The 20,626-nt window shown below is 63.1% G+C and carries 15 protein-coding genes; 11 read left to right on the top strand and 4 right to left on the bottom strand.

Annotated features, from left to right (window positions below):
* The first annotated feature begins 34 nt into the window (after window positions 1–34).
* The 8 genes from ubiA (at window position 35) to EK16_RS05425 (ending at window position 7,807) form a co-directional block, all read left to right on the top strand.
* Window positions 35–1,006, top strand: coding sequence for a 4-hydroxybenzoate octaprenyltransferase (gene ubiA / locus EK16_RS05390; RefSeq protein ID WP_081910405.1), 972 nt, complete (start codon window positions 35–37; stop codon window positions 1,004–1,006).
* A 164-nt stretch (window positions 1,007–1,170) separates the two neighbouring features.
* Window positions 1,171–1,965: a DUF1217 domain-containing protein gene (locus EK16_RS05395; protein ID WP_038035199.1), complete on the top strand. Its 795-nt coding sequence runs from the start codon at window positions 1,171–1,173 to the stop codon at window positions 1,963–1,965.
* 84 nt (window positions 1,966–2,049) lie between these two features.
* On the top strand, window positions 2,050–2,778 hold the full coding sequence (flgF, locus tag EK16_RS05400) for a flagellar basal-body rod protein FlgF (protein ID WP_038035200.1): 729 nt from the start codon (window positions 2,050–2,052) through the stop codon (window positions 2,776–2,778).
* A 77-nt stretch (window positions 2,779–2,855) separates the two neighbouring features.
* Window positions 2,856–4,223, top strand: coding sequence for a FliI/YscN family ATPase (locus tag EK16_RS05405; protein WP_038035201.1), 1,368 nt, complete (start codon window positions 2,856–2,858; stop codon window positions 4,221–4,223).
* Between the two features lie 137 nt (window positions 4,224–4,360).
* Complete coding sequence (gene murJ, locus EK16_RS05410; RefSeq protein ID WP_038035202.1) at window positions 4,361–5,923, top strand: murein biosynthesis integral membrane protein MurJ; 1,563 nt, start codon at window positions 4,361–4,363, stop codon at window positions 5,921–5,923.
* A gap of 2 nt (window positions 5,924–5,925) precedes the next feature.
* Window positions 5,926–6,621: an MBL fold metallo-hydrolase gene (locus EK16_RS05415; RefSeq protein ID WP_051929113.1), complete on the top strand. Its 696-nt coding sequence runs from the start codon at window positions 5,926–5,928 to the stop codon at window positions 6,619–6,621.
* A gap of 14 nt (window positions 6,622–6,635) precedes the next feature.
* Window positions 6,636–7,352 carry a Smr/MutS family protein gene (locus EK16_RS05420; protein ID WP_051928973.1) on the top strand — a complete coding sequence of 239 codons (717 nt, stop codon included), beginning with the start codon at window positions 6,636–6,638 and terminating at the stop codon, window positions 7,350–7,352.
* A complete protein-coding gene (locus tag EK16_RS05425) occupies window positions 7,352–7,807 on the top strand; it encodes a helix-turn-helix domain-containing protein (protein WP_038035204.1) in 456 nt (151 codons plus the stop codon). The genes EK16_RS05420 and EK16_RS05425 overlap by 1 nt, the downstream gene beginning before the upstream one ends.
* On the opposite strand, the gene EK16_RS05430 is transcribed toward EK16_RS05425, so the two are convergent.
* From EK16_RS05430 to EK16_RS05440, 3 genes are all read right to left on the bottom strand, one after another.
* On the bottom strand, window positions 7,780–8,226 hold the full coding sequence (locus EK16_RS05430; protein WP_231573614.1) for a universal stress protein: 447 nt from the start codon (window positions 8,224–8,226) through the stop codon (window positions 7,780–7,782). The two genes, EK16_RS05425 and EK16_RS05430, sit on opposite strands and share 28 nt — an antisense overlap.
* A 117-nt stretch (window positions 8,227–8,343) precedes the next feature.
* On the bottom strand, window positions 8,344–10,998 hold the full coding sequence (locus EK16_RS05435) for a TRAP transporter permease (RefSeq protein ID WP_038035206.1): 2,655 nt from the start codon (window positions 10,996–10,998) through the stop codon (window positions 8,344–8,346).
* Between the two features lie 166 nt (window positions 10,999–11,164).
* A complete protein-coding gene (locus tag EK16_RS05440; RefSeq protein ID WP_051928974.1) occupies window positions 11,165–12,142 on the bottom strand; it encodes a TAXI family TRAP transporter solute-binding subunit in 978 nt (325 codons plus the stop codon).
* 233 nt (window positions 12,143–12,375) lie between these two features.
* Between EK16_RS05440 and EK16_RS05445 the strand changes: the two genes are divergently transcribed.
* Complete coding sequence (locus EK16_RS05445; protein WP_038035208.1) at window positions 12,376–14,091, top strand: ABC transporter ATP-binding protein; 1,716 nt, start codon at window positions 12,376–12,378, stop codon at window positions 14,089–14,091.
* Between the two features lie 46 nt (window positions 14,092–14,137).
* Here the strand turns inward: EK16_RS05445 and EK16_RS05450 are convergent, their stop codons facing one another.
* A complete protein-coding gene (locus EK16_RS05450; protein ID WP_051928975.1) occupies window positions 14,138–15,532 on the bottom strand; it encodes an aspartate aminotransferase family protein in 1,395 nt (464 codons plus the stop codon).
* Between EK16_RS05450 and EK16_RS12220 the strand changes: the two genes are divergently transcribed.
* Window positions 15,531–17,237 (top strand): glycerate kinase type-2 family protein, encoded by a 1,707-nt coding sequence (locus tag EK16_RS12220; protein ID WP_051928976.1) that lies wholly within the window; start codon window positions 15,531–15,533, stop codon window positions 17,235–17,237. The two genes, EK16_RS05450 and EK16_RS12220, sit on opposite strands and share 2 nt — an antisense overlap.
* A 268-nt stretch (window positions 17,238–17,505) precedes the next feature.
* Window positions 17,506–20,580: an EAL domain-containing protein gene (locus EK16_RS05460; RefSeq protein ID WP_197059618.1), complete on the top strand. Its 3,075-nt coding sequence runs from the start codon at window positions 17,506–17,508 to the stop codon at window positions 20,578–20,580.
* Window positions 20,581–20,626 lie beyond the last annotated feature (46 nt).

The following is a 20,626-nucleotide window of genomic DNA, read 5'->3' on the forward strand; positions in this document are numbered from 1 at the left end:
GGGCAGAAACCGAATGCGCAAGGGCGATTTTCCCATGGCCGAGACCCGTTTTCATCCTGCAGATCACGAGCTGCCGCCTGAGGCATCGACACGGGTGCCCGATGCCGTGCCCGATCACTGGGCGGAGCGGCTCTTGCCTGTGCGCCTGCGTCCCTATGCGCGGCTGATGCGGCTTGAACGGCCGGTGGGCTGGTGGCTTCTGCTGTTGCCGGGCTGGCAGGCCATCGTTCTGGCCGCCATCATGTCCGGCGGTGGGGTCTCGGCGCTGGATCTTAAGGCCATGGTGCTGTTTCTCCTTGGTGCCATCGTCATGCGTGGCGCCGGCTGTGTCTACAATGACATTGTGGACCGCGACATCGATGCCCTGGTGGCACGCACACGGGCACGGCCCATCCCTTCCGGGCAGGTGAGCGTGCGGGCAGCCGCGATCTTTCTCGTTCTGCTGCTGTTGGCCGGTTTTATCATTCTTCTGCAGTTCAACACCGTGACCATCGCGCTGGGCGCGGCCTCATTGTTGCTGGTTGCCATCTATCCGCACATGAAGCGCTATACCTACTGGCCGCAGGTCTTCCTGGGGCTTGCCTTCAACTGGGGGGCCATTCTCGGCTGGGCAGCGGTGCGGGGCACGGTGGAGTTGCCGGCGCTCGCACTTTATGCGGCCGGCATTTTCTGGACGCTCGCCTATGACACCATTTACGCCCATCAGGACCGGGATGACGATCTCGTGGCGGGGGTGAAATCCACGGCGCTGAAGCTGGGCGAGGCCACACCATACTGGCTGGCCGGGTTCTTTGCCGTGTCGCTTTTGCTGCTGGCCCTTGCCGGATGGCTGGCCGGGGCGTCCTGGCCGTGGTATGCCGGCGTGCTGGCAGCGGCGGCGCATGCAGCCTGGCAGCTGAAAACGCTCGACATTCATGATCCGCGCATCTGCCTGAAGCTGTTTCGGGCCAATCGCGACTTCGGGCTTCTGATTCTGGCCGGCGGCCTGCTTGATCTTTTCCTTTGAAGGCCTGCGACGCTTTCCCACCATTCCCTTCAGAAACATCTGTTCATCCTTTCCAGCCACGGACAAGGAAGAGGGCGCATGCTGCAGGCTGGATCAAAGGCGAAAGGGCCGGCGCCTGCCCCGTTTGCCCGGCCCGCGTTCTGGCACTTGGAAGGCTCGCGGCAATGCTGACCACCCTGGCCAATTATCAGCTGATCACGCGCAATCTGGACCGTTCCATTGAGACGATCGCCAAGCGGCCTGACGTGCAGCGCGAGGTGGACTACTATCTGAAGCACATCAAGTCGATCAAAAGCATCGACGACTTCATGAAGGACCAGCGCATCTATCGGTTCGCGCTGGAGGCCTCCGGCCTTGGCGACATGATCTATGCCAAGGCCTTCATTCGCAAGCTTCTGGAAGAGGGAATCGAAAATCCGGATTCGCTGGCCAACAAGCTGGCCGATCCGCGCTTTCGTGAGTTCGTGCGCCGCTACAATTTCGCCTCCTACGGCGGCACCGCCACCACCTTCACCCGTGCGCAGCAGGGAGCGGTGGATGATTATCTGCGCCTGAAACTGGAGGCGGAAGCAGGGCAGCAGGATGAAGGCGTGCGTCTGGCGCTCTATTTCCGGCGCAAGGCCCCGAAAATCAAGAACGGCTATGCCATTCTCGCCGATCGGGCGCTGATGAAGGTGGCGGAAGTGGTGATGGGCCGTTCGCTTGCACAGGGTGATGTGGATCGTAACGCCAAGGAGATCGAGCGGCGCCTGCCAATCAAGGATTTTCAGGATCCGGATAAGCTGGAAAAATTCCTGACCCGCTTTGCCGCGCTGTGGGAGATTCGCGGCGGCGGCGTGGCCGGCCTTTCCGGGGCATCACCGGCGGCTGCCGGCATTGTCATGCCCGGGCCGATCGAGACGGGCGTGAGCCTTGGCGTCCTGCAGGCGCTGCAGAAGATCAAGCTCGGCGGGTTCTGAAAGCGAAACAGGCCCTCAGGCGTGTCCATGCATGACCGGTGAAAACATGACCGTTTTCACGAAAGAACGAAACGGGAGTGGGCGATGAAGGTGGTGATGCACGTTTCCGTGGGCGGGCAGCTGGCGATGCAGCGGCAGCTCAACGCCATCGCCGCCAACGTCGCCAATGTGGCCACGCCCGGGTACCGGGCCGAGGGGCTTCGCTTTTCCAAACTCATCTCAAAACAGGAGCCCACCCCTGTTTCCTTCGTCTCCTCCGGCCGGACATTCATCGATACGCGCCATGGTGCCTTGAAGCAGACGGGCAATCCCCTCGATGTGGCGCTGAAAGGGGATGTGTGGATGGCGGTGCAGGGGCCGGGCGGGGTGATCTATACCCGGGATGGGCGCATGACCATGCTGCCCACAGGCGAGCTTGTTTCCGTGAATGGCTATCCGGTGCTCGATGCCGGCGGCGCGCCCATCGTGCTCAATCCCAAGGGCGGGCCGCCCGCCATCGCCAGAGATGGCATGATCACGCAAGACGGCCGGCGCATCGGCGCGATCGGCCTGTTCCGCATGGATCCGTCCGCCCGTCTTTTCCGCGCCGGCAATTCCGGCGTCATCCCTGATCGCGAACCGGAACCGGTGGTCAATTTCCGCGATGCTGGTGTGCTTCAGGGCTTTATTGAGGATTCCAACGTCAATGGCGCGCTGGAAATGGTGCATCTGATCGCCACCACCAACGCCTTCAAGCAGATCACCATGGCTCTGGACACGGCGGAAAAGGCCATGCTGGATGCCGTGCGCACCCTGGGAGGTGAAGGCGCGTGAATTCACCGACGTTTTCGCCTGCTTCTGCACCCGATACTTCAGGCGTCTGTGATGAGACCAGTGCGCCGGCTTCTGCCATGCAGCCGCTGCTTTTGCTGGCACGGGAGGCAGCGCGCATTGCTTCCCCCGGCGGATTGTTGCGCATCGGCGGGCGCGTGAAGGAAATCTCGCCGGCCATCTGCCGGGTGCGGGGGCTGTCGCGTTTCGCCATGCTCGGCGATGTTGTCGAGATCGAAAGCGGCACTGCCCATGAAACCATCGGCGGGCAGGGGGGGCAGCTTTCTCCCCGCGGGGTGCTGGTAAAGACCTTCGCCAGCGAGCCGGATATTCGCCTTGGTGCCTTTGTCTGGCTGAAAGGGCCTTTGAGGCTTGCGCCCTGCGCGGCCTGGAAGGGGCGCATCGTCAACGCTCTTGGCGCGCCCGTGGATGGCCGCGGGCCCCTGCCGCAGGGTGAGAACGCCCTGCCCGTGGACAGGGCGGCGCCGGCAGCCATGTACCGGGCGCGCATAACCCGGGCCGTTCGCACCGGCGTGAAGGTGGTGGATCTGTTCACGCCGGTCTGTGCCGGGCAACGCATCGGTGTCTTTGCCGGTTCCGGCGTGGGCAAGTCCACGTTTCTTTCCATGCTGGCCCATGCCGCGGGGTTTGATACGGTCGTCTTCGCCCTGATTGGCGAGCGCGGGCGCGAGGTGCGGGAATTCATCGAGGATGCCATCGGCCCGCATCATCTCGCGCGCACCGTCGGCGTGATCGCCACCGGCGATGAAAGCCCGATGATGCGCCGCCTCGCCCTGAAGACGGCGATGACCATCGCCGAATATTTCCGCGATGCCGGCGAGAATGTCCTTTTCATCGCCGATTCGATCACGCGTCATGCCCACGCGGCGCGGGATGTGCTGCTGGCGGCGGGCGAGGCTCCCGTGGCCAGAGGCTATCCGCCCGGTGTTTTCACTGAATTGCCGCGTATTCTAGAGCGGGCAGGACCGGGGATCGAGGGCACCGGCTCCATCACCGCCTTCGTTTCCGTGCTTGTGGATGGCGATGATCACAACGACCCCGTGGCCGATGCCATCCGCGGCATTCTTGACGGGCACATCGTGCTTTCCCGCAGCATTGCCGAACAGGGGCGCCTGCCGGCGGTGGATGTTCTCGCCTCGGTCTCGCGCCTTGCGCATCTGGCGCGGACACCGGATCAGGAAAAGCTCGCCACCATGCTGCGGCGGCTGATTGCGCGCTATGAGGATACGCGGGATCTGCGCCTGCTCGGCGGTTACAAGCCGGGAATGGATGAAGAGCTCGACCGCGCCGTTGCCTGGGTGCCGAAAATCTATGAGGTTCTGCAACAATCGCCGCAGGATCCGCCCGTGGACGACCCCTGGGCCGCCCTGGCCGAAGCCTTGCGCGAGGCGTCCGAAGCACCAAACCTTGCCACACATGCGGGCTGAGCTGTTCCCGACGCTTTGCCTGACCGCACTTTTGCCATTTCGCAATGCCATGCCGCCTCAATCAATGCCCCTTGCACCGGCGGGGCGTTGATGCGTATGTCATCCGCAACGGAAGATCGAAGAGGCGAGGAGGGGGCATGTCCCTTTTGCGATCGGCGGCCACGGTGAGCGGCTTTACGCTGCTGTCCCGCATTCTCGGCTTTGTCCGGGATGTGCTGCTGGCCGGGCTGCTGGGCGCCGGGCCGGTGGCGGAGGCCTTCGTCGTTGCCTTCCGGCTGCCCAATCTTTTCCGGCGTTTCTTTGGCGAAGGGGCGTTCAATTCCGCATTCGTGCCCCTGTTCGCCAAGCGGCTGGAAGGCGAGGGACAATCGGCGGCACGCGCCTTTGCAGAAGAGGCCCTGGCCGGGCTGCTGTTCATCCTGCTGCTGTTCACCGCGCTGGCGGAAGCGGCCGCGCCCTTGTTTGTCTGGGTCATGGCCCCGGGCTTTTATGAGGATGCGGAGAAGTTCGACCTCACGGTCACGCTCACGCGCCTGACCTTCCCCTATCTTCTGTGCATGTCTCTTGTCGCCCTGCTGGGGGGTGTTCTCAACTCCCTGCACCGTTTTGCCGCGGCGGCGGCAGCGCCGGTGCTGCTGAATGTGGTGCTGATCGGTGTTTTGATCCTGGCGCGCCTGTTCAATTGGGGGGACAGCCCGCAAAGCGGCATCGCCCTGGCTGCGGGTGTGTCCATCGCCGGGTTCCTGCAGCTCTTTTTCCTGTGGATCGCGGCGGCGCGGGCGGGGCTGGTCTTACGTATCCGCCGGCCGCGCTGGACAGCGGACATGAAGCGGCTGGTCATGCTCGGCCTGCCCGGGATTGTTGCCGGCGGGATCACGCAGTTCAATCTCGTGATCTCCACCATCATCGCCTCCTGGCAGGAGGGCGCGCCCGCCTGGCTTTATTACGCCGATCGCGTCTATCAGCTGCCGCTCGGCATCGTCGGGGTTGCCATCGGCATCGTGCTGCTGCCGGATATCTCCCGCCGGTTGCGGGCGGAAGATCACACAGGCGTGCTTTCGGCGCAGAACCGGGCCATGGAATTCGCCATGCTGCTGACGGTGCCGGCGGCGCTGGCGCTGATGGCCATGCCGCATGCGGTGATCAACGTCCTGTTCGAGCACGGCCAGTTCACGCCGGAGGATACGGTGGCAACAGCGCGGGCGCTGGCGGCCTTTGCCGCAGGGCTTCCGGCCTATGTGATGATCAAGATTTTCTCGCCCGGCTTTTTCGCACGCGAGGATACGCGCACGCCGATGATCTTCGCCGCCATTTCCGTGGCGGTGAACATCGCAGGCGCCCTTGCGCTTTTTCCCTTCTTCGGGCATGTGGGCATCGCCCTGGCGACGGCGGCAGCGGCCTGGGTGAACGCCTTTCTTCTCGCCGTGACCTTGCAAAGGCGGGAAGGATGGCAAACAGATGCCCGCCTGCGGCGCAATCTCTGGCGCATCCTGCTTTCCGCCTTTCTCATGGGCCTTGCCCTTCTCGGGCTTGAGACCTGGCTGCGCGAAATGTTCGCGCCGGAATTTGCCTTCGGCTTGCGGCTTGCCGTGCTCGTCGGCATGATACTGCTCGGCATTGTTCTGTATTTCGGACTGGCCTGGCTTCTCGGCGTGATCAATCGCGCGGTTCTGCGCCAGGCCTTGAGAAGGAGCGGCTGATGATGCGCGCAACCACCGGACAGACTGAGCGGGAGACCTTTTTGCGTTCCGTTGAGGCTCATGTGGTGCCGGTCACGCCGCTCATGCAGAATTGCACGCTCTTTCTCTGCCGGGAAACGAAGCAGGCGGTGATCGTCGATCCGGGCGGGGATGTATCCCTGATCATCGAGGCCCTGGAACGGACAGGCGCTGAGCCGGTTGCCATCTGGCTGACACATGGGCATTTCGATCATGCCGGGGGCGCGCCGGCGCTGAAACGCCAGCTCGATGTGCCCATTCTCGGGCCGCATGCGAACGATGCCTGGTTGACCACCAGCATTACGGAACAGGAACGGACATTCGGCGTTTTCGTGAATGGTGAGGATTTTGAGCCCGATCGCTGGCTAAAGGACGGCGAGGTGCTCTCCTTCGGCAGGGTGCGGTTCACGGTGCGCCACTGCCCGGGGCATACGCCGGGGCATGTGCTGTTCATCAACGAGGCGGACCGCATCGGCCAGTTTGGTGACGTGCTCTTTGCCGGCAGCATCGGACGCACGGACTTTCCACGCGGTGATCATGAGCTGCTGCTTGAGAACATCGCCCGCATCATCCTGCCGCTTCCGGATGATTTTCTGTTCATACCGGGGCACGGCCCGGCGTCCACCGTGGGCGAGGAGCGGCGGAGCAATCCTTTCCTGCAGGGGCTGAGCACCGGCTGAAGGGGGCCTGGATCATGGCGGGCAGGAAAAAAGGACACGGCGGGCTGAAGCCGGAAGACGCCGCGCTCTGGGCACGGGTTGCGGAAACCATGGACGCCCGCATGCCGGACAAGCCCGCGCCGGATGACTTTCGCCGCCTCATGCAGGAGGCCTTCAAGAGCAAGAAGATCTCTCACGCCAAAAGCCGCGATCACAAACCGGCAGCAACGCCGCGGAAAGCGCCCAATGTGCAGGCGAGGCCTGGGCACGAATCCGGTGCGACAGGACCTGCGCTCACCCGGCAACGGGTCCGCTCCTCTCTGCCCGTGCCCTTTTCAAAGCCGGAAGAGGCGCCGGCCGGCAGCGGCGGCACGCTGGACAGGCGCACGCGCCAGCGCCTCTTGCGCGGAAAGGTGACGATCGAGGCGCGCATCGATCTGCACGGGCTGGGCGTGGAGGAGGCGCGCATGCGGCTGCGCGGGTTCATCATCACATCGCGGCAGAAGGGCTTGCGCACCGTGCTTGTCATCACGGGCAAGGGGGCCGCCCCCTTTACCCGTCATACCCTGCACGGGCACGAACACTGGCATGCGCCGGAGCGTCAGGGCATCCTGCGCCGGGAGCTGCCGCGCTGGCTGTCGGAGCCGGACATGCAGGTGCATGTGGCCGGGTTTCAGCCGGCGCATCCGCGTCATGGCGGCGGCGGCGCCTTCTATGTGCGGCTGCGGCGCAAGCATCGGGGAGGCGGCTGATGACGCCCTTTGGTGAACGGCTGCGACAATTGCGGGCAGAGCGGGGGATAACCCTGAAGGAAATGGCGGCGGCCATCGGTGTTTCCGCTGCCTATCTCTCGGCGCTGGAGCACGGAAAACGCGGGCGGCCCGGCTGGCACCTGCTGCAGCGGATCATCGCCTATCTCAACATCATCTGGGACGACGCCGAGGAACTCATAGAGCTTGCGCGACTGTCCCACCCGCGCGTGGTGATTGACACCGCGGGGCTTTCTCCGGAAGCAACGCGGCTGGCCAACCTGCTGGCGCGGCATGTGCGTGATCTGGATGCCGAGACGATCAAGGCCCTGACCGCCACGGTGGAAGCCGCCCTCGCCAAGGTGGAGAAAACACCTCCCAACCCGGTGCGGCGGCGCGTCAAGGCGCGGGTGGTGCCGGCCGGGCGCGCTTACGAGCGCACGACGAGGACGTCCTGACGGGCATGCCGGACCACGCGGGCGGCGTTCGGCCCCAGGAGGTAATCCTTCATTTTCGGCCGGTGCGAGGCCATGACGATGAGGTCTATGTTCAGCTTGTTGGCCACCGCGATGATCTCGTCATAAATGGTGCCAACGGCGACATAGGCATCCGCCTTCACGTCGAGGTCTTCCGGCAGGTTCTCGTCCATCCATTTTTCCAGCGCCTCCTGGGCCTTCTCCCGCGCCTTCTTTTCGAAATCAGCGGGGAAGAAGGAGCCCACCACCGGCATGCCCACGTCCGGTATCACAGTGAGGACGTTGAGATGCGCGCCATAGAGGCGGGCGAGATCCAGGGCCACGGGCAGCGCCTTTTTCCAGGAGCTGGCATGGCCGAGATCAATGGGCAGCAGGATGTTCTTATACGTCATTCCCGTCATGGTCTGGCATCCTGTTTCAATATCGGCTGTCTGTTCAGCCCGGCGCTCCGCAAGGAAAGCGCCCATGAGGTTCAAGCCGGGGGGCTTGGGTCATGAGCCCCCCGGTTCGCTGTGTGCTCAGGCCGCCTGAGCCGCGGCTTGTGCCTCGATGCGCTTCTTTCTCCGCCATTGTGCGAGCATGACCAGGCCAAGCAGCAGCAAGGCAGGGATGTAGAAGACCTCCTTGGGCATGCGCTCGGCCTTGGAATAGGCCCTGGCCACGAGCACGGGCTTGTCGCCGTAGAAATCGAAAGTGCGGGCCAGATCGAAGAACGGCGTGCCCGGCATGGGCTCTTCAAGAACCGCCTTGCCGTCCTTGATGGTGATCATCAGGCCCGATTTCGCCAGCCGGTCCTTGCCTGTTGCACCCTTTTGCAGTTCCACGTTGATGAAGGTGCCCTTGATGCGGTCGGGATCATTGAAGTCCGGCCCCTCGATGCGCAGGCGCAAGAGAGTGCCGGGCTCAGCCTTCTGGGCCAGTTCAAACACCTGGCTTCCGGCATGCTCGACGAAGGGCGGCTGCACCTTGTCCAGCCAGAAGCCGGGGCGGAACAGCGTGAAGGCCACCAGCAGCAGGGCGACAGTCTCCCACCACTTGTTGCGCACGAACATGTAGCCCTGAGTGGCGGATGCGAACATCAGCATGGCGATCACGCCAATGATGAAGACGAATATGCCTTTCCACACCGTCACGTCGATGAGCAGCAGCTCGGTGTTGAAGACGAAGAGGAACGGCAGGATGGCGGTGCGGATGTCATACATGAAGCCCTGCACGCCGGTCTTGATCGGATCACCGCCGGAGATGGCCGCAGCGGCAAAGGCGGCCAGGCCCACCGGCGGCGTATCATCGGCGAGAATGCCGAAATAGAACACGAAGAGATGAGCCGCCACTGCCGGCAGCAACAGGCCGTTTTGCGCCCCCACAGAGAGGATCACCGGCGCCATCAGCGAGGAGACGACGATGTAGTTGGCCGTGGTGGGCAGGCCCATGCCAAGGATGAGGCTCATCACCGCCACCAGCAGCAGCATGACAATCAGCGAGCCGGCGGAGAGATACTCGACGAAGGAGCCGATGACCTGATGGGCGCCGGTGAGGCTGATGGTACCGACGATGATGCCGGCGGCGGCTGTGGCCACGGCGATGGCGATCATGGAGCGGGCGCCGGCGATGAGGCCGTCCACCCATTCCCGGAAACCCCGCCAGAGCTGTTCGCCAATGCGCAAATCGCCCCGGAAGAAGCCTTTCAGCACATGCTGGGTGAGGGCGATGAAGGTCATCAGCACAACGGCATAGTAAGCGGCCGTGGCGGCGGATGTGCGTTCCACCATGATCAGCCAGATGAGCAGGATGATGGGCAGGATGTAATACAGGCCCTTGATCGCCGTCTCGCCGGCGCGCGGCAGCTCGGTGATCGGGGCGTTGGGATCATCCGCCTCCAGATCGGGATAGCGGGCCGCACGCCAGACGAGGATCAGATAGGCGGCGAGCAGCATAAGGACCACGACCGAATAGGTTATGCCGGGGAAGGCAACCTTGATCCAGCCAAGGCCGTAATAGACGGCACCGAACAGGATCATCATGCCCAAGAAACCGGCCATGAACAGCATCAGGCTCTGGGCCTTGGTGCGGCCGGTTTCCGGCTTGGGCAGGCCCTTCAACCCCAGCTTCAGCGCCTCCAGATGCACGATGTACACAAGCGCAATGTAGGAAATCAGCGCCGGCACGAAGGCATGCTTTACCAGCTGGAAATAGGGCGTGCCGGTGAACTCGGCGATGAGGAAGGCGGCGGCGCCCATCACCGGGGGCGTGAGCTGGCCGTTGGTGGAAGAGGCTACCTCAACGGCACCGGCCTTCTCCGGCGTGAAGCCCGTGCGCTTCATCAGCGGAATAGTGAAGGTGCCGGTGGTGACCACATTGGCGATGGAAGAGCCGGAATAGAGACCGGAGAGGCCGGAAGCCACCACGGCCGCCTTGGCCGGGCCGCCGCGCAGATGCCCGAGAAGGGCGAAGGCGACCTTGATGAAATAGCCACCGGCACCGGCCTTCTCCAGAATGGCGCCGAAAAGGACGAAGAGGAAGATAAGCGTGGTGGACACCTCCAGCGGCTTGCCGAAGACGCCCTCCTCCTGCATCCAGAAATGCCACATGGCCTTGGAGAAGGACGCGCCCTTCCACTGGATCACCTCGGGCACCCAGCCCTTGTCGCCAAAGAAGACGTAAAGAAGGAACACGGAGGTGACGATCACCAAAGGCAGGCCGAGAGCGCGATAGGTGGTGACCATCAACAGAATGATACCGACCGCGGAAATCCACAGATCGGCCGTTGTGGGCAGGCCGGCACGCTCTGCGATCTGATCCTGAAAGACAACGGCATAGAGCGTAACGACAATGCCAATGACAGCCAGCGCCCAGTCATACCACGGAATCCTGTCGCGTGGGCTGGACTTGAACAGCGGAAAGGCCATGGCGGCCAGAACCAGGGCGAAAGCCAGGTGAATGCGCCGGGTCTTGACCGATCCCATGTAGAACTGAATGTCGAAGCCGATGTTGCGGGCCCATTCCTGCAGCAGGGCCGGCAGCGGCGAGGCGATGTAGATCTGATAGAGCGACCAGGCGATGCAGATGCCGATCATGATCTTGCCGGCAACACCGACAGGATTGCGGGCACCTGCATCGACCTCCGCCGCCAGTTCCTCGGCGTCGATCTGATGGACGCGACCATCCTTGGCCATGGCAGAACCCCCTCCCTCGTTACGTACACCCCCGGTTCATCTTTCTGTTCTGACTGAGGGCGTTCCCTTTCCACACATTCACAAACCGATGCACAAATTCAATCGAATGGTGCCTAAACGAAACGAGGGGAAAGGCTGCAGGCCTTTCCCCTCGCGGTATGCGGACTTATTTGATCCAGCCGCGCTCCTTGTAATACTTCACGGCGCCGGGATGCAGCGGCGCGGAGAGCGAAGCGGAGATCATCTCCTCCGGCTTCAGGTGCGAATAGGCCGGATGCAGCTTCTTGAAGGCGTCGAAATTGTCAAAGACGCTCTTGACCAGCTCGTAGACCACCTTCTCCGGCACCTTGGCCGAGGTGACGAGCGTGGCGCGCACGCCCCAGGTCTGCACGTCTTCCTTCTGCTGCGGATAGAGATCCGCCGGGATCACGGCAAAGCTGTAATACGGGGTCTTCTTGACCAGCTCGTCGATCTTGGGCGCCCGGGCGTTCACGATCTTGGAATCACAGGAGGCAAGCGTCTCCTGAATGAGCGCATTGGGATGACCGACGAGATAGAAATAGGCGTCGATCTTGTTGTCGCACAGCGCCTGACCCGTCTCGGAGGCCTTCAGCTCCGCAGCGAGCTTCAGATCGGAGCGCTTCCAGCCCAGGGTCTTCTCGACAACTTCCCAGGTGCCGCGCTGGCCGGAGCCCGGGTTGCCGATGTTCACGCGCTTGCCCTTGAGGTCAAGAATGCCATTGATGCCGGCATCCTTGCGCACGACGATGGTCACAGGCTCCGGATGAATGGAGAAGACCGCGCGCAGCTCCTTGAACGGGCCCTTGTCCTTGAACTTCGACGTGCCGTGATAGGCATGATACTGCCAGTCAGACTGGGCGACGCCAAACTCCAGCTCGCCGGAGCGAATGGCGTTGATGTTGTAGATGGAGCCGCCGGTGGATTCCACCGAGCAGCGGATGCCGGTCTCCTTGCGGCGCTTGGCCATCATGCGGCAGATGGCGCCACCGGTGGGATAGTACACGCCGGTGATGCTGCCCGTGCCAATGGAAATGAAGGTCTGGCCGGCAGCAGCGGGCTGCGCGACGAAAGAGGCTGCGACGAGGCCCACGGCCGCTGCCGCACCCATGACGAACTTCTTCATGTCTGTGATCCTCCCTCGTTCTTGGGTATGGGGATGTCAAAAGATTGAAAGCCGGAAAAGACTAGGCGCAAACGCCATCGATGACAACCTTCCGTGGGCTATTGTGGCCAATTTTTCGATCCTCTTTTCAACCCGATCTTCCTCACGCCCCTTGCGCGTTCAAGCCCTGAGGGGTAGCGAGGGAAACATCCCACGCAACACTCATTCGGATGACGAGACGGGAGCGCGTCCTGATGAAAAGCATCCGCCTGCTGTTTGAGGTGCTGGCCCGCTTCGGCAAACTTCGCGCCGTGGCGCTCCTGCTCATGCTGCTCGTCAACAGCGTGCTGGAAGGACTCGGCATCGCCACACTGCTTCCGCTGTTGTTCGTGGCCGTCGGGCAGGATCCGGCAGAGCAGAAATCGCCCGTGGCACGCATTGTCGCCGAAAGCATCGAAAAACTGGGGCTGCCGCTCGATCTGCCGGTTCTGGCCACCCTCGCCGCCGGGCTGCTCATCCTGCGGGAGCTTGTGGGCTTTCTCATTCGCACCTATGCCGGTTTCGTTGCTGCGGACATCACAACCGCCTTCCGGCGGAGGATGCTGGAGCTGCTCTCCTGTGCGGACTGGAGCTATTTTCAAAATGCCATGACCGGGGGGCTCAATGTCTCGCTGCTTCAATTCACGGCAGCGGGCGCACGTTCCATGGAAATTGCCCTGCAAACGGCAACGATCGGCATCCGCACGGCCATCTATGTCGTGATGATCATTCTCATGTCCGGCCCCCTGGCCTTTTATGTCTTCCTGGCCACGGTGACGCTTTTCGCGCCGCTGTTCATTCTTGTGCGCCTGACCCGCAAATACAGCCGCAAAATGGCTGATGCCACCACCGATCTCGGTTCGCAGTTCACCGATACATACGCCTCCATCAAGCCGATCAAGGCCATGGGGCTGGAACACGTGGTGCAGCCTCTGTTTCATCGTTATGTGCGGCGCCTCAACCGTCTGATGCACAAGCTCGTTCTCATTGGCTCCGGCCTGCAGGCGTTGCAAAGCCTGGCAGCGATCATTCTCGTTTTCGGCATTCTCGCCCTCGCCTTGAGCTGGCTGAAGATGTCGATCGTCGAGATCGGCGTCATGGCCGGCCTCATGCTGACCATCGCCAAGGGTTTCACCCGTTTCCAGAACAACCTGCAAAAAGTCGCCAATACCGAACCTTTCCTTTCCCGGCTTGAGTCGTTGCTGACGGAAATGGCGGAGGCCTGCGAGCGCAAGGGAGGGCGGCCGGCACCGGCGCTGAAAAAGGGCATCACGTTCAAAAACGTGCGTTTTTCCTATCCGAAGAAGACCGTCTTTCGCGATCTCAACCTCTTTCTGCCCGCGCGGAAAATTTCCGTGATCATGGGGCCGTCCGGTGTGGGCAAGACCACGATCATCGATCTGATCATCGGGCTGTACAGCCCGCAGGAGGGCACGATCCTAATCGACGACGTGCCGCTCTCCGAAATCGATTTGCAGGACTGGCGCAAACATATCGGTTATGTGCCGCAAGAGCTCGTGCTGCTTGCCGGCAGTGTGCGCGACAACATCACGCTGGGCCAGGCCATTGATGATGACCAGGTGTGGGAGGCACTGCGGCTGGCGGGCGCTGCGAATTTCGTGCGCACCCTGCCGGAGGGCCTGAATACGGAAATCGGCGAACGGGGCCTGAAACTTTCCGGCGGTCAACGCCAACGCCTTTCCCTGGCGCGGGCTTTGGTGCGAAAGCCGCGTCTGCTCATCCTCGATGAGGTCACCTCAGCGCTGGATCCGCAAACGGAGGCCGCCCTTGTCGATCAGGTGGCGCACCTTGTGCGGGAGCGGGGGATCACCGTGGTCAGTGTCACGCATACCCAGGCCTGGAAACGGGTGGCGGATCGCCTGATCGAAGTGACGGCACGCGGTGTGCGGGAAACCGTCATGAGCCCGTGAACTTTCTTGAACGATCAGGCAAAAGCCAGACCGGTGCGCGTATCATTCATTCATCGCCGGCCTGGGCGCGGGCTTCGGCAATGGCGTCATCAATGGCGCGGGAAAGCTTGTCCACCAGCTCCGTCATGTGACGCTCCTCCATGATGAACGGCGGCGCCAGAAGCACGTGATCACCGGAGAAGCGGTCCTTGGTGCCGGACATGGGATAGCAGATGAGACCATGCTCCATGGCCTTCATCTTGATGCGGGCAGCCAGCTTCCAGGAGGCCGGGAACGGCTCCTTGCTCTCGCGATCGGCAACGATTTCCAGCCCGCGGAACATGGCGCGGCCGCGAATATCGCCAATGTGGGGATGCTCGCCGAAACGCTCTTTCAGCATGGCATACAGGCGCTCGCCCATGGCGGCGGAACGCGCCACGAGACCGCTTTCATCAAAGACCTTGAGTACGGCGGCACCGGCGGCACAGGCGGTGGCATGGCCCACATAGGTGTGGCCATGGGCGAAAGCGCCGGATTTCTTCTCGATTTCGGCCACAATCTCCTCACGCACCATCATGGCGCCGATGGGCTGATAGCCGCCGCCCAGGCCCTTGGCCAGGGTGATGATGTCCGGCACGAAGTCGTCCTGCTCATAGGCGAAGAGCGTGCCGCAGCGGCCCATGCCGCACATCACCTCGTCGATGATGAGCAGAACGCCATACCTGTCGCAGATCTCGCGGATGGCGCGGAAATAGCCCTTCGTCGGCGGCACGGCGCCCAGGGTCGCGCCCACGACCGTCTCGGCAATGAAGGCAAAGACGCGCTCCGGCCCGATATCGAGAATGGCATCCTCCAGCGCGCCGGCAACACGGCGGGTATAGTCCTCCTCGCTCTCGTGCGGACGGCGCCAGCGATATTCATAGCAGGGCACGATCTTGCGCGCCGTGGGCATGAACAACGGCGCGAAGGGATTGGGCGAGGGATGCGGCCCGCCCAGCATTGGCGTGCGGCCGGAAATGGACATGCAGCCGATGGTGGAACCATGATAGCTCTGACGGCGGGAGATGATGTGATCCCGCGTCTCCTGGCCGCGTTCGATCTGGATCTGGCGCGCCAGCTTGATGGCCGCCTCGTTGGCTTCCGAGCCGCCGGAAAGGAAATAGACACGCCATTCGCCGCCGGGGGCCTTCTCCGAGAGCAGATCCGCCAGCTCCTCAGCGGGATCGTTGGTGAAGAAGGCGGTGTGCGCATAGGGCATGCGGTCCAGCTGGCGCTTGATCGCCTCTATCACCGCCGGATGGCCATGTCCGAGACAGGAGACGGCAGCACCGCCCGATGCGTCGAGATAGGCCTTGCCGTCACGGTCGTAGATGTAGACGCCTTCCGCCCGCACCGCGCGCGGAAGCTCCACGGTGAGCGACCGATGCAGAACGTGGGTGTGATGGGGAACGGGAATGGGCATGGCGGTTGACCTCGCGCATATGCCCTGCGACAAGATGTCCGACCTGGATGACAGGCATATACGCCTCTCGCACACGCTTGCCAATGCAAAAATGCAGGATCATACGAAAGTCGCATTCGCCATTCTGAAGCGTCTGTTTTCCGCCGCTGTCGCCGCCGCCGATCCGCTGCGCGTAGTGCCGCCGGCATTGCCGAAGCGCCCTCCCGGGACGGTCACCGTGCTCGGGGCCGGCAAGGCGGCCGCGGCCATGGCCAGGGCGGTTGAGCAGACATGGGGACCGCCGTTGCGCGGGCTTGTTGTCGTGCCGGACGGCTATGCGCTGCCGCTTGCGCATATCGAGGTGGCAACGGCCTCTCATCCGGTGCCGGATGAACGGGGCGAAGCGGCGGCGAAACGGATGATGCAGATGGCTTCGGCGCTGGGGCCGGAGGATTTTCTGCTCGTGTTGCTCTCCGGGGGCGGCTCGGCGCTTTTGCCCCTGCCGGTTCCCGGCCTGTCCCTGCGGGAGAAACAGGCCATCACCCGCGCCCTGCTGGCCAGCGGCGCCGACATTCACGCCATCAACACCGTGCGACGGCGGCTTTCTCTCATCAAGGGCGGCGGCCTCTTGAATGCGGCGCATCCTGCCCGCGTTCTGACACTGGCCATTTCCGATGTGGTCGGCAACGATCCCCTGGCCATCGCCTCCGGCCCCACCGTGCCGGATGACACGCCTGCGCAAATTGCCCTGGAGATTTGTGCGCGGCATGATGTGCCCCTGCCGCCGGGGGTATGCCGCCTGTTAAAGGAACAGGCCGACCTTGAGAGAAAGGGCCCGCCCACGGACTCCGGCTTTGCCCCTTTCGATCACACTACACGATACCCGCATCGTCATACCGGCGAAAGCCGGTATCTCAGGCCATCGACTCATGCGTTTGCGGCCCAAGCCCCCGGCTTTCGCCGGGGTGACGAGAACGATGGCAACATTGTGTCGTGCAGTCGGCCTTTCGATTCCGGGTGGGGAGAACGCCATGAAAGCCCCTGGACTTACCGGATTATCGCCACGCCGGAGCGGGCGCTTTTGGCCGCGGCGGCCATGGCGCGCCGGATGGGGCTTGCGGTGATGCACCTGGGCGCGCACATCACCGGCGAGGCCCGGCAAGTGGCACGCAGGCATGCGCGGCTGGCCGGTCTGATCGCGGGCGGGCATCACGCCTTGAGGCCGCCGGCCGTGATACTTTCCGGCGGAGAGCTGACGGTCACGCTTGGTGAAAGACCGGGAGCGGGCGGCCCCAATGCCGAATACGCCCTCGCCCTGGGGCTGGCGTTATGGCCGCATCGCCAGCGCCATCGCATTCATGCGCTTGCGGCGGACACGGACGGACGCGACGGGCCAGGCGATGTCGCCGGCGCCTTTCTTGCGCCCGACACCCTTTCTAAGGCCCGCCTTGCCGGCATAGATCCGCTCACGGCCCTGCAGCATCATGATTCGCATGCGGTTTTCAGAAGTGCCGAGGGGCTGCACACTCCACGACACATAGATCGTCATACCGGCGAAAGCCGGTATCTTAAACCATCGACTCATGCGTTTGCGGCCCAAGCCCCCGGCTTTCGCCGGGGTGAGGAGATAGGTGGCAGCGTGGTGTCGCAGAGTGTGGAGGGGCTGTTTCGCACAGGGCCCACTTACACCAATGTCAACGATTTTCGGGCCATTCTCATCACATGAATTCTCGTGTCGCGTGTGTCGATAGGAGTGGGAAGTCACGAATCTGCCTGAAACATCAGTTGTCTTTGCGCGCAAAGGCATTACGTTCAGGTACATGGCAGGGCCTTATGGGGAGAGAATGGGGGCGGAGGCGCCAATCAATCCGTCATGGGCAGGGTGCGTCCGGAAAGCGGACGCAGCCGGCAGGGATCGTGTGTTTCGGCATTCCTCATGGCGCTTTCCCCGTTTTCTGAAAAAGGTCCGGCGGCTTCTGCTATTTCTTCTCATCATGTTGTGTGCCTTCAGCCTCTTTCAGGCCCGGGCACAGGACAAGGCGCAGAATACCGGCGATGATGCGCATGTGCTGCTGATCCCGGACGCCTTGCCCACGGACATCCGCCCCTTTCTCAAACCGGTGGTCACACCGGCAGGATCGGCGGCCATCACCTTGAAACAGGGCAAAACCCGCATCACCATCTCCCTGCCCGTGGAAAAGGCGGCAAACCGCAGGCTATGGCATGGCCTGCTCATGCAGGTTCGGACATCCGTGCCCGTGCATGTTGCTCTCTGGCCCTTGCGCACGGGCGTTTCCGCCGCCGGCACGGCGCCGTTGCGGCCGCGTTCCTCTCCGGAACAGATCGCGGCCGGAAACACCACCGGTATTGAGCAAACGGGACGACAGGCCTGGACCCTCAAGCTCGCGCCCGGGATCAACGGGCTTGTCCTTTCAAGCACGCAGCCTTTGCGCGGGCCCATCCTGATGGCACAGGCGCCGCATGCCCTGAAACGGCACGAAGGCTTGAGCGTTGCGGGCGGCATGCTGTTTGGCATGAGCCTGCTCATTGGGCTGGCCAGCCTGTTTCTCGCCCTTCTGCGTCGCATGCCCTCGCTTCTGGCCCAGTTGCCGCTGCATTTGGGCGGCCTGCTGTTCGTTGTGGTCAATGGCGGCATGCTGGCCCGGCTGTTTCCGGCCCATGACGCAACCGCCCTGCTTGCCCGCATGGAGCTGATGGCCGAGGGGCTCATTATCATGGGCATGATCGGCTGGTGCTCGCTGGCCTGCGCGCGCACGCATGCGGAAGACGGCAATGGGCACAGGATATCCTCCCTCATCGGCGGCATCGTCGCCGCAGTGCTGCTTGCCGCGCTCGTTTTTCCGGATCGGCTGTCCATGCTCTTCCGGGGCGTTTTCGCCGCAGGCATGCTCTTCTGCCTTTGGCTGGCGATCACAAGCCTGCGCCGCGCCGGCAAAGGCGAGGCAGCGCTGGCGCGAATTCTTGCCCCCCTTCTTCTCTCGGCATGGACCATTGCAGGCGGCCTTGCCCTCTTTCAGCCTTTCCTGTCTTCACCCCATGCCTTCACATCGCTTCTGGCTGATCCGGCCGTGCTGGACACGCTGCTTTGCGGCGGGCTTGTGCTCGTGCAGCTTTCCGCGGCCATGGCCGCATTGCAGCTGGCGCTTTCGCCATCGGCGCAGCTTAAGCGCTTCCTGAACGAAAGCGTGCGTCAGGCCCTGGCGCTCAGGGCTGCGGATCTGGCGGTCTGGGAGCTGGATCTGCTCTCAAGCCATCTGCATATCGATCCGCGGCTTGAGAAAATGCTGGATGTGGAACCCGGCACCTTCGCCGGCAATGCCTGGGATGCCTTCGTCACCCGTTTGCATTTTGAAGACGCGCCCGCCTTTCATGCCGCGTTGCAGGCGGTTGGCCGCGGAGATCAGACGCGCCTTGCCCTCACCTTCCGCCTGCAAAAGGGTGATGGCGGCTGGTGCTGGTTTTCGCTGAAAGGCGAGGCGGTGCGCGACGATCCGGAACGGGCCGGCCCCACGCGCATTCTAGGCGCGCTTCATGACATCACCGCCTACCGGCAAAGCGAAGAGCGCCTGTTGTCCGATGCCGTGCGCGACCGGGTTACGGGCCTGGCCAACCGCGCCCTGTTTCTCGACAGACTGCAACGGGCTCTGGCGCGGATGAATCTGAACCCCGCCCAGAACGGCAAGGGCAACCCGCGGGAAGCGCCCTTGTGCCTGCTGGTGGTGGATATTGACCGTTTTCGCAGCGTCAACGACGCCTGGGGGCATGAGGTGGGCGATGCCCTGCTCTCGATCATGGCGCAGCGAATCCGCGACATGCTGGAACCGGCGGACACACTGGGGCGGGTGGCCGGTGATCAGTTCGCCATTCTCCTGGACATGGAAGCCGTGCGCCGCGATCCCACCGCCTTTGCCCACCGCCTGCACACGCGCCTGCGCATGCCTTACGAGGTGGAGGACAGGGACATTTCCTTAACGACGAGCATCGGCGTGGCCGCCCTGTTCGCTGGTGAGGTGACGCGAGCGGAAGATGCGCTGAAACGGGCGGAGATCGCCCTGCTTGCCGCGCGCACGCACGGGCGCGGCGGCATCGCCCTGTTCGAGCGGCGCATGCTGGGCGAGCGCATCGCCGCCGTGCAGCTGGAGCATGACTTGCGGCGAGCGGTGGAACGCGGGCAGATCGATGTGGCCTATCAGCCGATCGTGCGGCTTGAGGATGAGGAACTTGCCGGCTTCGAGGCCCTGGTGCGCTGGCATCACCCCGCCCTGGGAACACTGACGGCGGAGCGCTTTGTGCCGCTTGCGGAGGAGCTGGGCCTGATCGCCGACATCACGCAGGTGGTGCTGGAAAAGGCCGTGCGCAATCTGGGCATCTGGCAAAGGGCCCTGCGCCCAAGCCAGAAGCTGTTCGTCTCGGTCAATATTTCCTCCATACAGCTGATGAACACCGACCTTGTGCGTGAGGTGGCGGAGCTGATCGAGCGGGAGGGCATCGCACCGGAAACCTTGATCCTGGAGCTTACCGAATCACTGGTGCTCGACAATCCGCAGCTGGGGCGGAAGGTACTGAAGCGGCTGGCGCGGCTGGACATCGGGCTGGCCTGTGATGACTTCGGCACCGGTTATTCCTCGATGACGATCCTGCGTGATATGCCCTTCTCGATCGTCAAGCTGGACCGCAGCCTGCTGGCGGAAGGCGGCGATCCCTTGCGCTCGGCAATCATCCTGCGCTCCACGGTGGACATGGCGCATGCCCTTGACATGTCAGTGATCGCGGAAGGGGTGGAAACCGCCGAGCATATGCTGCTGGTGCGCGAGCTGGGATGCGACATGGCCCAGGGCTGGCACGTGGGGCGTCCGGTTTCGGCCCAGAAGGTGACGGAAATCCTCATGGGCATCGCCCTGCAGACCGAAGACGGGGGGCAGGCTTCCCTCTTCTCCCGCTTTCTGGATGCCCTGGCCAAACGGCGGGAAAAGCCCGCTTCTTCTGACACGGCGGAAGAGGGAGATACCGGCCATGCCCCTTCTGCCCCCAAATCCGATGCCGGATGAGCTGAGAGGAGGCCTGCCCACTTCCGTTTTCACCCCTTGTGCGAAA

Source organism: Thermopetrobacter sp. TC1 (assembly GCF_000746275.1).
Classification (GTDB): Bacteria; Pseudomonadota; Alphaproteobacteria; order Rhizobiales; family Aestuariivirgaceae; genus Thermopetrobacter.